13 protein-coding genes and 1 CRISPR repeat array are annotated in these 14253 nt (G+C 56.6%); of the genes, 9 read left to right on the forward strand and 4 right to left on the reverse strand.

Annotation, left to right across the window (positions count from 1 at the left end; translation table 11 throughout):
• Position 1: 1 nt before the first annotated feature.
• The 9 genes from casB (at position 2) to BMZ67_RS05650 (ending at position 9724) form a co-directional block, all read left to right on the forward strand.
• Complete coding sequence (casB, locus tag BMZ67_RS05610; RefSeq protein WP_092020978.1) at positions 2-556, forward strand: type I-E CRISPR-associated protein Cse2/CasB; 555 nt, start codon at positions 2-4, stop codon at positions 554-556.
• Complete coding sequence (cas6e, locus tag BMZ67_RS05615) at positions 553-1197, forward strand: type I-E CRISPR-associated protein Cas6/Cse3/CasE (RefSeq protein WP_092020979.1); 645 nt, start codon at positions 553-555, stop codon at positions 1195-1197. The genes casB and cas6e overlap by 4 nt, the downstream gene beginning before the upstream one ends.
• A gap of 31 nt (positions 1198-1228) precedes the next feature.
• On the forward strand, positions 1229-2257 hold the full coding sequence (gene cas7e, locus BMZ67_RS05620; protein WP_092020980.1) for a type I-E CRISPR-associated protein Cas7/Cse4/CasC: 1029 nt from the start codon (positions 1229-1231) through the stop codon (positions 2255-2257).
• Positions 2258-2265: 8 nt separating this feature from the next.
• The gene (gene cas5e / locus BMZ67_RS05625) at positions 2266-2976 is read left to right on the forward strand and encodes a type I-E CRISPR-associated protein Cas5/CasD (RefSeq protein ID WP_092020981.1); all 711 of its coding nucleotides are present in this window, start codon (positions 2266-2268) and stop codon (positions 2974-2976) included.
• A gap of 2 nt (positions 2977-2978) precedes the next feature.
• Positions 2979-3854: a type I-E CRISPR-associated endonuclease Cas1e gene (gene cas1e, locus BMZ67_RS05630; protein ID WP_092020982.1), complete on the forward strand. Its 876-nt coding sequence runs from the start codon at positions 2979-2981 to the stop codon at positions 3852-3854.
• Between the two features lie 25 nt (positions 3855-3879).
• Positions 3880-4119, forward strand: a complete 240-nt coding sequence (gene cas2e, locus BMZ67_RS18815; RefSeq protein ID WP_425434233.1) for a type I-E CRISPR-associated endoribonuclease Cas2e — start codon at positions 3880-3882, stop codon at positions 4117-4119.
• 47 nt (positions 4120-4166) lie between these two features.
• Positions 4167-6208: a CRISPR direct-repeat array (repeat unit 28 nt; unit sequence GTCTTCCCCACGAGCGTGGGGGTGTTTC).
• 376 nt (positions 6209-6584) lie between these two features.
• Positions 6585-7346, forward strand: a complete 762-nt coding sequence (locus BMZ67_RS05640) for an SDR family NAD(P)-dependent oxidoreductase (protein WP_092020984.1) — start codon at positions 6585-6587, stop codon at positions 7344-7346.
• Between the two features lie 31 nt (positions 7347-7377).
• Positions 7378-8520 (forward strand): acyl-CoA dehydrogenase family protein, encoded by a 1143-nt coding sequence (locus BMZ67_RS05645; RefSeq protein ID WP_092020985.1) that lies wholly within the window; start codon positions 7378-7380, stop codon positions 8518-8520.
• 22 nt (positions 8521-8542) lie between these two features.
• On the forward strand, positions 8543-9724 hold the full coding sequence (locus tag BMZ67_RS05650; RefSeq protein WP_092020986.1) for a thiolase family protein: 1182 nt from the start codon (positions 8543-8545) through the stop codon (positions 9722-9724).
• A gap of 117 nt (positions 9725-9841) precedes the next feature.
• Here the strand turns inward: BMZ67_RS05650 and BMZ67_RS05655 are convergent, their stop codons facing one another.
• The 4 genes from BMZ67_RS05655 to BMZ67_RS05670 form a co-directional block, all read right to left on the reverse strand.
• Positions 9842-10432, reverse strand: a complete 591-nt coding sequence (locus BMZ67_RS05655) for a DUF2931 family protein (RefSeq protein ID WP_245749893.1) — start codon at positions 10430-10432, stop codon at positions 9842-9844.
• 29 nt (positions 10433-10461) lie between these two features.
• Positions 10462-11061: a DUF2931 family protein gene (locus BMZ67_RS05660; protein WP_092020987.1), complete on the reverse strand. Its 600-nt coding sequence runs from the start codon at positions 11059-11061 to the stop codon at positions 10462-10464.
• 9 nt (positions 11062-11070) lie between these two features.
• Entirely contained in the window at positions 11071-13131 is a 2061-nt protein-coding gene (locus BMZ67_RS05665; RefSeq protein WP_092020988.1) for a T6SS phospholipase effector Tle1-like catalytic domain-containing protein, read from the reverse strand.
• Positions 13132-13242: 111 nt separating this feature from the next.
• Positions 13243-14247 (reverse strand): AraC family transcriptional regulator, encoded by a 1005-nt coding sequence (locus BMZ67_RS05670; protein ID WP_092020989.1) that lies wholly within the window; start codon positions 14245-14247, stop codon positions 13243-13245.
• Positions 14248-14253 lie beyond the last annotated feature (6 nt).

The raw sequence follows: 14253 nt of genomic DNA on the forward strand, positions 1-14253 counted from the left end.
TATGCAGGATAACCAACCGTCTGCACCATCAGGTGCGATTCAAAGTCGAGAGCAACGTTTTGTGGAGGCAGTGGTTGAACGCTGTCAGAACGACAAGGGCATGGCTGCCCGGCTTCGTCGAGCAGACAACCCGTCGATGGAGTACCAGAGCTGGGAATTGCTGGGCTGGTTTGGCGTGGATCTTGAAAAAGATTATGAACGCCTGCCTTTCGTAACAGTTGCAGCGGCCATCGCTAAATCCAAGTCAGAGGGGAATGGGACGTTAGCCCTAGGGCGGGCGGTTGCGGCTTGTTATGAGGATGGAAAGGAAAGCGGCCAGGCTAAGGCGAAGTTACGTCGCTTGCTAGCTTGTAATGACCTGGCAGAGGTGTGCCGCATCCTGCGGCCTGTGCTAACGCTGATTGATAGTAAAGTGGGCCCGCCTCTCGATTATGTACGTCTTTTGCGTCAGCTTCGATTCTTCACTTTTGAATCCGGGCTGAGAACGAAAACCCAGTGGGCGCAAGAGTTCTATGGGCAGCCTGTTCAGGCTGAGAATGAGGGAGGTGCCGCATGACTATGATTGCCAGCGTTTTGCATCTCGACCGCCGCTCGGCCAAGGCATTGCGCATCACTGATGCCTACTCCCTGCACCGGGTGGTGTACAGCCTCTATGAAGATGTGCGTGATGAACAGCAGAAAATGGCCAGTACAGGCAGTGGCATTCTTTATGCAGACCAAGGTGGTGATATTCGGGGACGGAAGGTTCTGATGCTGGCTAACCGTGAGCCGAAGGTCACCGTGGATGGCGATCACGGTGAGGTGCAGAGCAGGCTTATTCCGGAGAATTTCCTTGAGCATGACCAATACCGCTTCAAGGTGGTTGTAAATCCAACCCGTCGTGACAGTGCCAGTCGCAAGCTCGTGGCCGTGCGTGGTCGGCAAGAAGTGGCGCACTGGTTCACTGAGCGAGCTACCGCGAGTTGGGGATTTGAAGTCGATCCTCGGCACTTGCAAGTGGAGGGCATTGGTGTGTTGCGTTTTAAGGATAAGGAGCAGCGCCAGGTCACCATTGGGCAAGCTCATGTTCAGGGCCTTCTGCGTATCACTGATAGAGAGCAGTTTTTTACCAGTTTCACCCAGGGCATTGGCCGCGCCCGCGCATACGGTTGTGGCCTGCTGCAGATAGTTCCCGTTATCGAAAACCCTTTTGGTTAACTCCCATTTGCTTCGTACAAGGATAAGTGAAATGACAAACACCTATACCAATACCCGTATCGAATACCACATCCTGCAATCTTTTCCTGTGACATGTCTGAACAGGGATGATGTGGGGGCGCCGAAGTCCGCAATTGTCGGTGGGGTTCCGCGTGCTCGGGTCAGCTCGCAGTGTTGGAAGCGGCAAGTGCGGCTGGCCATGCAGGAGTTTGGCATTAAGTTAGGTATTCGCACCAAAAAAGCGGAAGAGATTTTTATCAACGCTTGCTTGGAAGCTGGAGCCAGCAAAGAACAAGCTGATGCCTGCGGTGCCAAAATTGCGTCTCAGCTAACCGACGATACGCTGCTGTTTGTCAGCGAAACCGAGGCCGCTGCTTTTGCTGCTTATGCTGTAGAGAAGGAATTTGACGAGAGCAAGATCAAAGATAAGGAACTAGCGAAGATTGCCAAGAAGGCATTGAATCCTGCAGAGGATGCCCTGGATATCGCTCTGTTTGGACGTATGGTGGCTAAGGCCGCTGAAATGAATGTAGAGGCTGCCGCCTCATTTTCTCATGCCATTTCGACTCATAAAGTCAGCAACGAAGTCGAGTTCTTTACGGCATTGGATGATCGCCAAGAAGAGCCAGGTTCCGCTCACATGGGCAGTTTGGAGTTCAACTCAGCGACTTATTACCGCTATATCAGCCTGGATCTCGGTCAGTTGGCTCAGACCATGGGGGAAGTGGATTTGAAGAAGGCGGTGGATGCCTTTACCAAAGCGCTTTTTGTCGCCGTACCGAACGCCCGTCAAACGACACAGTCCGGAGCGAGCCCCTGGGAGTTTGCTCGCGTTATGGTTCGCAAGGGGCAGCGTCTTCAAGTTCCGTTCGAGTCACCCGTTAAAGCCCTTGATGGTGGTTACCTTCAGCCCAGCATCAATACCTTAAAAGAGTATCTCGACAAGAAAGAGAAGCTGACAGGATCTCTGTTTGGCAAGCAGGCATCCTATGACTGGGGCGAGGACGAAAATTTCAACATAGATGCCTTGGTAGAATCCCTCCAAAGTCATATCCAGTGAGGTCAGCAATGAGCGATCCATATTTGCTGCTCTGGCTGGAGGCACCTCTCCAGTCATGGGGGCATGACTCAAAGTTTGGTCGCCGGGATAGCCTCGACTTTCCCACCAAGTCTGGTGTATTTGGTTTGCTGTGTTGTGCCTTGGGAGCGGGCGGGAAGCAGACTGAAAGACTGGGGCAGTGGGCAAACCGCGATATGCAGGTGCTGGCCTATGTGCCTGCGGACTGGAAGGGAAGACCTTTGCCGCGCCAGCCCTTGATGCGGGACTTTCACATGGTTGGTAGTGGCTATGGTGATAGAGATCCTTGGCAGACCCTAATGATTCCAAAAACCCGTGAAGGCAAGAAAGCGGTAGGGGGCGGTACAAAGATGACTTACCGCTACTACCTGCAAGACATGGCCTTTGCGGTTGCGATGCAAGGCCCGAAAGATGAATTGGACGAACTGCAAAGAGCGTTGCAGAGCCCTATCTGGGATCTCTATTTGGGGCGTAAAAATTGTGTTCCTACCGAGTTCATTGCTCAGGGAGTTTATCAAGGAGCGGAGCAAGCGATGAATAAGGCCAGACAATTGGCCGAATCCAAAAACCGGAGTCCAGTCTTCCAGGTGCTGCAAGGGGAACATGAGGGAGAGGTTCTCACCCTCAACGACGTACCGATACAATTTGGCGAACACAAGCTCTACCGGGATCGTCGCGTCACCGTTTTGCCGGTGTCCTGAATATGGCTGGCGGCCAGCGTTTGTTTGTCAAAATCACCCGGGATTCTCTGCCTCAGGTAAAGGACAAGTACCCTTTCCTTTATCTGGAGCGGGGTCGGTTGGAGATTGACGACAGCAGTATTAAATGGATTGATTCTACAAACAATGTTGTGCCTTTGCCCGTGGCAACGTTGAATGCCTTATTGTTGGGGCCGGGGACCAGCATTACTCACGATGCAGTGAAAACAGCGACAGCGGCCAACTGTTCAGTGTGCTGGGTGGGCGAGGACAGCCTGCTTTTTTATGCAGCGGGGTTTTTGCCGACGGCGGATACAAGAAACCTGAAACAGCAAATTGAGCTGGCGGCTGATCCAGAAAAATCGCTGGAAGTTGCAAGGCGGATGTTTGCTAGACGTTTCCCCGATGCGGATCTGGCCGGTAAAAACCTGAAAGAAATGATGGGGATGGAAGGCCATCGTGTTCGAGCGCTGTATCAGGGAAAAGCTGAGGAGTATCAGGTTGGCTGGAAGGGGCGAAAATTTGTGCCCGGAAAATTTGAAACCAGCGACATTACCAACCAGGTACTGACCGCAAGCAACGCGGCGCTGTATGGCATTTTGTGTTCAGCGGTACATAGTATGGGGTATTCGCCCCATATCGGGTTTATCCATTCGGGTAGTCCCTTGCCTTTCATTTACGACCTGGCTGATCTGTACAAGGAACGATTGTGTATTGATCTGGCTTTTTCACTGACCCGTGACATGGCCGGACGTTACAACAAGCATAAGGTCTCCGAAGCATTTCGTGAACGGGTGATCGAAATGGATCTGTTGGCCAAACTGGCGGAGGATATAGCCGAAGTGTTGGGGGTGGGCCGTGCTCGTGGTCGTCGCAAATGATTTGCCACCGGCGGTGCGGGGACGAATGAAGCTCTGGTTTGTGGAGCCCAGGGCGAATGTCTTTGTCTCAGGTGTCAAAGATTCCGTAGCAAAAACAGTGATTGATTACCTTTACAAACATTGCCCCCCCGAGTCGGGTATTGTCATGTTCCGCTCCCTGCCAGGCCCTCCGGGCTATGAAGTGCACACAATCGGCCCAACCCGCAAAACTCTTACTGAAATCAGTGGACTCCAGCTGGTTATTGAAACCCTAAAACCCCAATAAACCGAAGATGTTGTGTTTTCAGTAAAGCTCATTAACAATTTGTTGGTGTCTTCCCCACGAGCGTGGGGGTGTTTCCGACACTCATCCACTGAGCCAGGTTTTCCGGGTGTCTTCCCCACGAGCGTGGGGGTGTTTCTCGGTGGTCTGCGGGGTGCCTACGATGGTCGTCGTCTTCCCCACGAGCGTGGGGGTGTTTCTAGCTAGAGCGATAAACAAATAGCCAGATAGCGGTCTTCCCCACGAGCGTGGGGGTGTTTCTGGCGGCTCTATATTTGACGCTGTATCCGGCAAGTCTTCCCCACGAGCGTGGGGGTGTTTCCGATCAGCATGTCACCAGGGTCACACGTGATGAGTCTTCCCCACGAGCGTGGGGGTGTTTCTGGACTGGCTCAGACTCTGGCACGACATGCCGAGTCTTCCCCACGAGCGTGGGGGTGTTTCTGCTGGCTGGCTGGATAAGCTCGACAGTGCTGGGTCTTCCCCACGAGCGTGGGGGTGTTTCTGATTTCCTGGAAGCGCCTGTTGGTTTCACTGGGTCTTCCCCACGAGCGTGGGGGTGTTTCCCCAGAAGTTCTTTGTGCTTGATCCGGCTACAGGTCTTCCCCACGAGCGTGGGGGTGTTTCTAGATACGCTGAATGGAGTTTATGTTGGGTTATGTCTTCCCCACGAGCGTGGGGGTGTTTCCTCCTGGATCAGTTCGTCCAGCCGTTCCTTGAGGTCTTCCCCACGAGCGTGGGGGTGTTTCTGCCTGCCGCCCTGGATCAGGTTGGCACCAGTGGTCTTCCCCACGAGCGTGGGGGTGTTTCTGAGATCAAAGACCGAAAAGGAATGATGCTGCAGTCTTCCCCACGAGCGTGGGGGTGTTTCCGTCCCGGCCCCGCTGGCGACCGGTGCGGGCCAAGTCTTCCCCACGAGCGTGGGGGTGTTTCTATAAGGAAGTTATACTCCAGCAAGATAAGCGCGTCTTCCCCACGAGCGTGGGGGTGTTTCCGCTGTTATTTGATATTTGGAGCTAACCATGAAGTCTTCCCCACGAGCGTGGGGGTGTTTCTCTTGCGCAAAGTCGTTAGCCATGACGCCAGCCGTCTTCCCCACGAGCGTGGGGGTGTTTCTACTTTGGAGGTCTTCCGCTTCCCATTACACTGGTCTTCCCCACGAGCGTGGGGGTGTTTCTACTTTGACCTCCTGCAATGCCCGCAGGCGATCGTCTTCCCCACGAGCGTGGGGGTGTTTCCTTTATGGTGCGTTGGGATGTAGGCGTTTCCTGGTCTTCCCCACGAGCGTGGGGGTGTTTCTTTGCGGCGGGAACTGGGGCGCGGCCATGAGTGGTCTTCCCCACGAGCGTGGGGGTGTTTCCTCCGATTCGATCTATAACAACTCGTCGATGACGTCTTCCCCACGAGCGTGGGGGTGTTTCCGTGGTGAAGCCCCCGCGCTTTGTGGCCATCCAGTCTTCCCCACGAGCGTGGGGGTGTTTCCGGCTCAAGGGGCGGTGGTGAGGTTTCAGGGTTGTCTTCCCCACGAGCGTGGGGGTGTTTCTAGAGTCATAGCGACATCCTGATGGTTTGAGTCGTCTTCCCCACGAGCGTGGGGGTGTTTCTGCGCAGTTCCTGAACCATGAAGTTCTGGGAACGTCTTCCCCACGAGCGTGGGGGTGTTTCCAGGGGTACGCGCTGGCATGAAGCTATCAGGACGTCTTCCCCACGAGCGTGGGGGTGTTTCCATCCTTTGGTCAGGTGTGGACACGGTTCGTCAGTCTTCCCCACGAGCGTGGGGGTGTTTCGTACTACCAGAACGGAAGCCACGCCGGGTTCATGTCTTCCCCACGAGCGTGGGGGTGTTTCTCGGCAAGTGCCTTACTGTTGACGGTTGACGGGGTCTTCCCCACGAGCGTAGGGGTGTTTCCGGTTACCCGTCTTATTGTTGTTTTCCCTCGATGTCTTCCCCACGAGCGTGGGGGTGTTTCTGCCGGATAGCGTCAACCTGTCCGCCGTCTTTGGTCTTCCCCACGAGCGTGGGGGTGTTTCTTCGCTGAGGCTTCAGCGGGAACTTCGGGAGGCGTCTTCCCCACGAGCGTGGGGGTGTTTCCGTTTCGCCAGGCAGCCAGGTTCGCGCCATCCAGTCTTCCCCGCGAGCGTAGGCCCCCCGAAGCAGTGATCGCTGCTGGCAGGCAAGCTAGTGCCATGGAGCTTTAGAGGTTTTTAGGTAATGAGACAGTAGTTGTGTGCCCTTTTCTCCGTAGGCAATCGTAGCGGTACATACTCTATGTGAGGGAGAGATTTGGAGAGTTTTCCATGGGTGAGGCGGTCCGGTTATGGATGCTTACCCCCAACTTTTAACAATTTTCCCGCCCAAATATGTCATGGCCCCCCTGCCATAACATGCGACACACTCTATCCATGTCATAAATCTATGTGCCTTTGGCTGTTGCTGAAGGCACTGTCGCATTGCAAAAGAGGTGATCATGGACTTTCAAGGTGTTCCGGCGATTGTGACCGGTGGGGCTTCCGGCCTGGGTGAAGGTGCGGTTCGGGCGCTGGCGGCGGCTGGCTGCAAAGTGGCTATCCTGGACTTGCAGGAAGAGCGTGGTGAGCAGGTGGCCCGGGAAGTTGGCGGCATTTTTGTCCGTTGTGATGTCTCTTCCGCTGACAGTGCCGAAGCTGCTGTTGCGGCGGCGCGAGAGGCCCACGGTCCCTGCGGTGTTGCGGTTAACTGCGCGGGTATCGCCCCTGCGGCCAAGATCCTGGGCAAGGAAGGTCCGATGCCGCTGGCGAACTTTGACAAGGTGATTCAGGTCAACCTGATAGGGACCTTTAACATCCTGAGGCTGGCCGCAGCCGATATGGCACAGCGTGAGCCGAATGCCGATGGTGAACGGGGCGTGATTGTGAATACCGCTTCGGTGGCGGCCTACGAAGGGCAGATCGGCCAGGTTGCCTACAGCGCCTCCAAGGGCGGTGTGGTGGCTATGACCCTGCAATCCGCACGGGAGTTGGCGCGTGAAGGCATCCGGGTGAATACCATCGCGCCGGGTCTGTTCATGACCCCGATGATGGCGGGCATGCCCCAGGAAGTGCAGGACAGTCTGGCCGCAACCCTGCCGTTCCCGAAACGACTGGGTAAGCCGGAAGAGTTTGGCATGCTGGTTGAGCAGATGGTTCGTAACCCGATTCTCAACGGTGAGGTGATCCGCCTCGACTGTGCCTTGCGCATGGCCCCCCGTTGAGTTCCACCCAGACAGCAGCCAGGAGGTAACAATGACAAATAACGAAGAGCTGACCCTGTTCCGGGACATGACCATCAAGGCCTTGGAGGCTGAAGTCACTCCCCATTACGAAGCTTGGGACAAGGAAGGGATCGTGCCGCGGGATTTGTGGCGCACTCTGGGCCAGGCCGGCATGCTCTGCGTGGATGTGCCTGAAGCCTATGGTGGCTGTGGGGTGCCGTTCGAGTACTCGGTGCTGGTGGGCGCGGAGATGGCGCGGATGGGCTTCGGTGCCCTGGCGACCAACGTCATGGTGCACTCCGACATTGTTGCCCCGTATGTGGCTCACCTGGGGAACGAAGCCCAGAAGCAGCAATGGCTGCCGAAAATGGTGTCTGGCGATGCGGTTGGCGCCATCGCCATGACCGAGCCCGGCGCGGGCAGTGACCTCCAGGCCATGCGGACCAGTGCGGTCGCTGATGGCGATTTCTATGTAATCAATGGTTCCAAGACTTTTATCACCAATGGTCAGCATGCGGATATGGTCATTGTAGCGGCCAAGACCGATCCATCCGCCGGCGCCCGTGGCATCAGTCTGTTCCTGGTGGATACGTCGTTGCCGGGCTTCAGCCGGGGGCGCAACCTGGACAAGATCGGCCAGCATTGTGGGGACACCTCTGAGCTGTTCTTTGAAGATCTGAGGGTGCCGCGCTCCGCGTTGCTTGGAGAAGAAGGGCAGGGGTTTGTGTACCTCATGCAGGAGCTGCCACGGGAACGCCTGGTGATTGGAGCCCTGGGCGCGGCGGCGGCTCGCGGCGCGCTGGACCTGACGCTGAAGTATGTGGATGAGCGGGTGGTGTTTGGCCAGAAGCTGAAGCAGTTGCAGAACACCCGGTTCCGGCTGGCGGAGATGGAAACCGACTACCGGGTCAACCAGGCGTTTATCGATCAGTGCATTGATCAGTACAGCCGGGGCGAATTGGATGCGGCGACCGCGTCCATGGCCAAGTTCAGTGCGACCGAGATGCAGTGCCGAGTGGCCGATGGCTGCCTGCAATTGTTTGGTGGTTACGGCTATACCACCGAGTACCCCATCTCGCGGGCCTTTGTGGATGCGCGGGTACAGCGTATCTACGGCGGCACCTCGGAAGTGATGAAAGAAGTAATTGCCCGTTCCCTGTTGGGTAAGGGTTAAGCCAGATTTGAAGGATAACGATATGTCAGAGAATACCGTTGTTATTGCGGGCGCGGCCCGGACTCCCATGGGTGGAATGATGGGGGCGCTGAGCTCCGTGCGTTCCCCCGACCTGGGTGCGGTGGCCATCAAGGCGGCGATTGAGCGTTCCGGGCTGACACCTGCGGACATCGACGAGGTGGTAATGGGCTGTGTGTTGCCCGCAGGCCTGGGTCAGGCACCGGCGCGGCAGGCGTCGCGCAAGTCCGGTATCCCGGACGACGCAGGCTGCACAACCGTCAACAAGATGTGCGGCTCCGGTATGCAGGCGGTGATCATGGCCCACGATCAAATCAAGGCTGGCACCAATACCGTCATGATCGCCGGTGGCATGGAGAACATGACCCAGGCTCCCTACCTGTTGCCGAAGGCTCGTCAGGGCATGCGCATGGGACACGGCCAGGTCATCGACTCAATGTTCTTTGACGGTCTGGAAGATGCCTACGAAGGCGGCCTGATGGGTGTGTTCGCCCAAAAAAGTGCTGACGATTTCAACATCTCCCGGGAGACCATGGACAACTTTGCGTTGGGCTCACTCAGCAAAGCCAAAGCGGCCATCGATAACGGATGGTTCCGCGATGAGATCGTGCCGGTCAGCGTGCCGGGTCGTAATGGCGACACTGTAGTGGACACCGATGAGCAGCCTGGCAATGCCCGCCCGGAGAAGATTCCGACCCTGAAACCGGCCTTCAAGAAAGACGGTTCGGTGACAGCGGCCAATGCCAGCTCCATCAGTGACGGCGCCTCCGCGCTGGTGCTGACCACGGCAGGCGAGGCAGACCGTCGCGGATTGCAGCCCCTGGCCCGTATTGTCGCCCATGCCACTCACGCCCAGCTGCCAGCGGAATTTACCTTGGCGCCCATCGGTGCCATTCGCAAGGTACTGGACAAGGCTGGCTGGACCAAGGACGACGTCGATCTGTATGAAATCAACGAGGCCTTTGCCGTGGTCAGTCTGTTGGCCATCCAGGAGCTGGGTTTGGACAGCGACAAAGTCAATGTCTACGGCGGCGCCTGCGCCCTGGGCCACCCCATCGGCTCGTCAGGCTCACGGATCATCGTGACCCTGATCAACGCGCTGAAGCAGAAAGGACTCAAGCGTGGCGTAGCGTCACTGTGCATCGGCGGCGGAGAGGGAACGGCTGTTGCCGTTGAACTGATCTAGCCCCTGATCCCGGGCGGGGTAGGCCTGAGTCCTGCCCCACCCAATGAAACCGTGTTCTCACTCCCCCGGCTATGACGGGATGTTTTGCCGCCTTTTTAGGCGGCTTTTTTGTTTGGTTTACCAGCCCTCCAGCGGCACGCCATGTTCTTCGAGGTAGGCGCCGTGTTTTTCGAGGTATTGTTCAGTGCGTACTCTGAAGGCATCCAGGTTCCCTTCTACCTCCACAGCGGGCACGCGCATGACTTCGACAGCGTTGGTTCGCTGGCTCATCATCCAAACCACCACTTCACCACCGGGGGCGAGTCCCAAAACAAGGGAGCTGCTTGGTTCGTAGCGAACATTCCCCCGCTGAGTGATGTGGCGTACTGGCTCTCGCATGCGTTCCTGAAGGTCGGGCGGGACCTCAATTAGAGTGGAGTAGTATTTTTGTTCCGCGAACGAGAACCAGTGCAGGGCGATCAAGTTTGGGAACGGGTCCAGGCCTCCCCCTTTTCCAATGGGGCCGTAGTCGCCTTCCCAGCAGCAGCCGGTGTGGCCGACGGGCATACGCCAGCTGCGTTCGCCAGATTTTTCCACGTGCAGGTTGATCACCCACATGTCGTAATGTGTGGGTGCGGCAACACCGGCATTCCAATAAATGCTCTCTTTTTCCCAAGACGCGCAGCCCGCTAGCCAAAGGGCGCTCCAGAGCCAGAGTGTCGAGCGCACACATGCCCTGATCCCAGGGGAGAAACTGCTCACCAGCCCGCCAATGGAACGCCGTGGGCTTCCAGATAGGCGCCGTGTTTTTCGAGGTATTGTTCAGTGCGCACTCTGAAGGCATCCAGGTTCCCTTCTACCTCCACAGCGGGCACGCGCATAACTTCGACAGCGTTGGTGCGTTGACTCATGATCCAAACCACCACTTCACCACCGGGGGCTAGACCGAGGACCAAAGTGCTCCTTGGCAAGTCGCGGACCATTCCGTTCGGGGAGGTCGTGCGGACTGGCACACGCATACGATCCTGCAGGCCAGGAGGTACGCGAATCAGGGTCGAGTAGTATTTTTGTTCGGCGAAGGAGAACCAGTGCAGGGCAATCAAGTTGGGGAAGGGCTCTAGAGATCCGCCGGTGCCAAAGGGACCGAAGTCGCCCTGCCAGCAACAGCCCTTGTGGCCGACGGGAATGCGCCAGCTGCGCTCCCCGGATTTTTCCACGTGCAGGTTGATCACCCACATGTCGTAATGCTCGGGCGCGGCGATACCGAGGTACCAAGGTATCTCTTCTTTTCCCCAAGAGGAGCAACCTGCCAAAAATAAGAGGCACGATAACCATGCGGCTTCTCTAAATGCTTTCATCGTCATTCCCTATCGATTGGGGTGAACAATGCGTTCACCAGATTCGGCCGGTGCATTTGGGCTGAAGTTACGAAACAACCGGAAGGTTGTGGGGATGCCAAGCGCCATGAATTTTAAGGGGGTGTAGTGGGCCGAGTAGTGAATATAGCGTTGGCGAAGAAGGTTTAGCTGAGTAGCTGTAAGTGACGGGCTTTCCGAGTTAGCGCAAATTTGCTCTCGAATCTGGTCCTTAATGACAATTAGCTCATCAGGTAGATGAGTCGCTTCGTCCTCTGGGTCAATATCGCTGAATGGTACGCCTGCCTCGGAGGCCAATTCGTGCATTGTCCAAAGGCTCACCCGTGAGTATTCTCCTCGAACTTGACGAACCATCCTGAGAGCCAACTCTGTTCGACCATGAGGGCCTGGGTGCTCTGACACTTGCTTGTATATTTCCAGCCTAGGGTGACCAACGTCTCCCAAGTCGTTAGGGCGAGGGTTGGGGTGGTCGGAAGCTTGAACTGGTAGGCTGAATTCGCCAAGCCATCCCTCAGCTTCTTTCTGTTGCTTTAGTGCCTCTAGCATATCCCATTGCATGGACTGCTCCGGTGCATTAATGCGGTCATTGGGTACATGGTGAAACGGGCTAATCAACACATCTTCCCGCTGGCTATCGCCATAACCACCGCCGATATCGGAGTGTACGCCGGGTAGGGCGATTTCGCGGAAGTTATCCGGCAGCTGGCCGTCAGGGTTTCGTAAGCTGTTTAATGCGAAATTTTCCCGGTGTTCATCAGCAGCCACAAAGTGGACTGCTGTCTGCACAGTGCTGGGATCCAGATAAACTTTGACCGGGGCGTTCTGGTTATTGCTGGGCAGTAGATCAAGTGATTTGGGGTTGATTATGGCAGCTACACTGTCGAATAGGCCCACAAAGCGGATCGTCACCTTGTTTGGCCAGTCGATTCCTTCTGCCCGAAAGGCACGTCCTAACCCGCCGTTAGAGCCTTGGTGGATTTCGTGGGCTGCATGGCGAGCTGACGCAGCGCCGCGACTGAAGCCAAAAAGGTCGACGGTTAGCGTGGTAATCGGTCCTGTTAGAGTTAATTCAAGAACTCTCTGAGCGACCTTAGTAAAGGCCTTTTCCAACTGCATTAAAATACCCGTTTCCCCAAGGCCGGTAACCATGCCGATAACCGAATCCCCCTCGCCACTTCGAGTACCAATCCCCGGGGCGTACTCCATGATCCGGTGCACAATGCGATTTTCCGAGGTTTCATTCGATTCGATATATAGATCCGCCAACTTCGCCACATTACTCGGCGAATTAGCATAGCTATCCCCCATCATCAGTCCCAGACGGTACTTGCATTCCTCCTCCGAGATTTCTCCCCGTTCAAGGGGGGCCAGGCACTCGGCTTCGATTCGATCTTCAAGGATCTGGGAGTTGTCGGCGTTGTTCAGGGTGCCATCGGTGAACAGGCCCACTTCCAGGTGTATCTCGGGCTCCTGCTCCTGGGGTGGCGTTTGGGTAGCTTCTGGAGATGCGGAAAGTGGAAGGGCCGGTGTGACTGGGAGACTGGTGTGATGCCGGGTGGGCGCCGCTTGATGTGGCAGGGCGTCTTCGTGTTGCCTCGGTCTCGCCTCATGGGCGACGGTGCTGGCGGATAGGGGGCTGATGCCCATGGCTCCGCTTAGCGCCAGTTGTTGAGGTGTAACCCCGTTGTCGTTCAGCCGGTTGACGGTGTGGCTCAGGGCAAAGTGTGTGTCGCTGTGAGTCAGTATCCACTGGCCTTGGCCTGGTGCTGGTTCTTTCCAACGGACCACCGGATCGAATGGCTTGCCATCGCCGACGTCGTATACCAGCCAGAGTGCTCGGTTCTTGATCTTCTCGATAACGGCGTCAACCCGTTGGGGCTGGTCATTGCGCCTAGTTCCGTAGGAAGAAGGGTGGTTGAGCAGGTGTCCCAGGTTAAATCGACCGGTTTGGTCGCTGTTGATCAGGGCGCGGGCCTTTTCGGCGGCAAAAAAGGGGGATTCCAGGTTGGGCAGGTCTGCCGCAACCAGGTCACCGGTTTTGACTATTTTCATCGTCATCCATCCTTAGTTGACGTTGAACTTTGCTGGTATGGCTAGCCTAAAGCGGCTGGGTCCGACATTGTGGGCGGCTTGTCACAGATTTGTCATCCACCCTGCGCGGTGTCAGTGGTCCTGATTGCGGTAAGCCAGCGGGCTGAGTCCGGTCCAGTGTTTGAAGGCCCGTGAAAAGGCGCCGGGCTCGGCGAATCCGAGGCGGGAGGAGATGTCGGCGATGCTCAGGTTCTGTCGGGTCAGCATGGTGACGGCCTGGTCCCGCCGCAGGTTGTCTTTGATTTTCTGGTAGGAACTGCCCTCGGCCTTGAGTTTCCGGCTCAGGGTGTAGGCGGTCATGTGCAGCTGTTCGGCGACCCAGTCCTGGTTTGGCAGCTTCTCCTCATCGCTTTGTTCAAGCAACTGGCGAACCTGGGTGGTCATGCTGTCGTCTTCGTCGGTCCAGATCAGCAGGTCGCGGGGGGAGCTGAGGATAAACTCTTCCAGCTCTTCCTTGCTGCGGGTCACCGGCATGTGCAGGTACTGTTTGCTGAAGAACAGGCTGTTCCTCGGCTGGTCAAAGCTGCACTGACAGGGGAACACAAACCGGTATTCGTCGAAGTGGCCAGGCAGTGCGTGGGTGAAGGTGGCGTGACTGAGGACGATTTTTCGGCCTACCATCCAGCCAACCAGGCGGTGCCAGACCAGCAGCAGCCACTCTACCAGGAAGTTGTCCGGATCCAGCTCCGGCTTGTGGTGGGTCAGGCTAAGTTCAACTTCGTCGCCGTCCAGGTCGAGTTCTATTTCAATGTCGTCGTTAAACAGGCGATAGCAGCGAATGCTTTGCCTGATGACCTCTTCCAGGTTGGCACAGTGGATGACCAGGGAGCCCATCAGGTGAAAATGCCCAACCCGGCAGGGCAGGGTAGTACGGCCCATGAACTCATCATCCAGCTCTTTCCACACCAGCCGGAACAGGCGAATAAACTGCTCCCGGGGCACCCGTGCCTTGGGTTCGCGAATCAGCTCCGGATCGATATCCCGGCGCCTCAGCAGGGTGTCGGTATCGAGTCCATGCTGTTCGAGCCCATACAGGACGGCTCGGGCATAGTGGGATGAGAATGTCAGGTTTTCCATGAATCG

It is taken from the genome of Marinobacter zhejiangensis, assembly GCF_900114775.1.
Classification (GTDB): Bacteria; Pseudomonadota; Gammaproteobacteria; order Pseudomonadales; family Oleiphilaceae; genus Marinobacter; species Marinobacter zhejiangensis.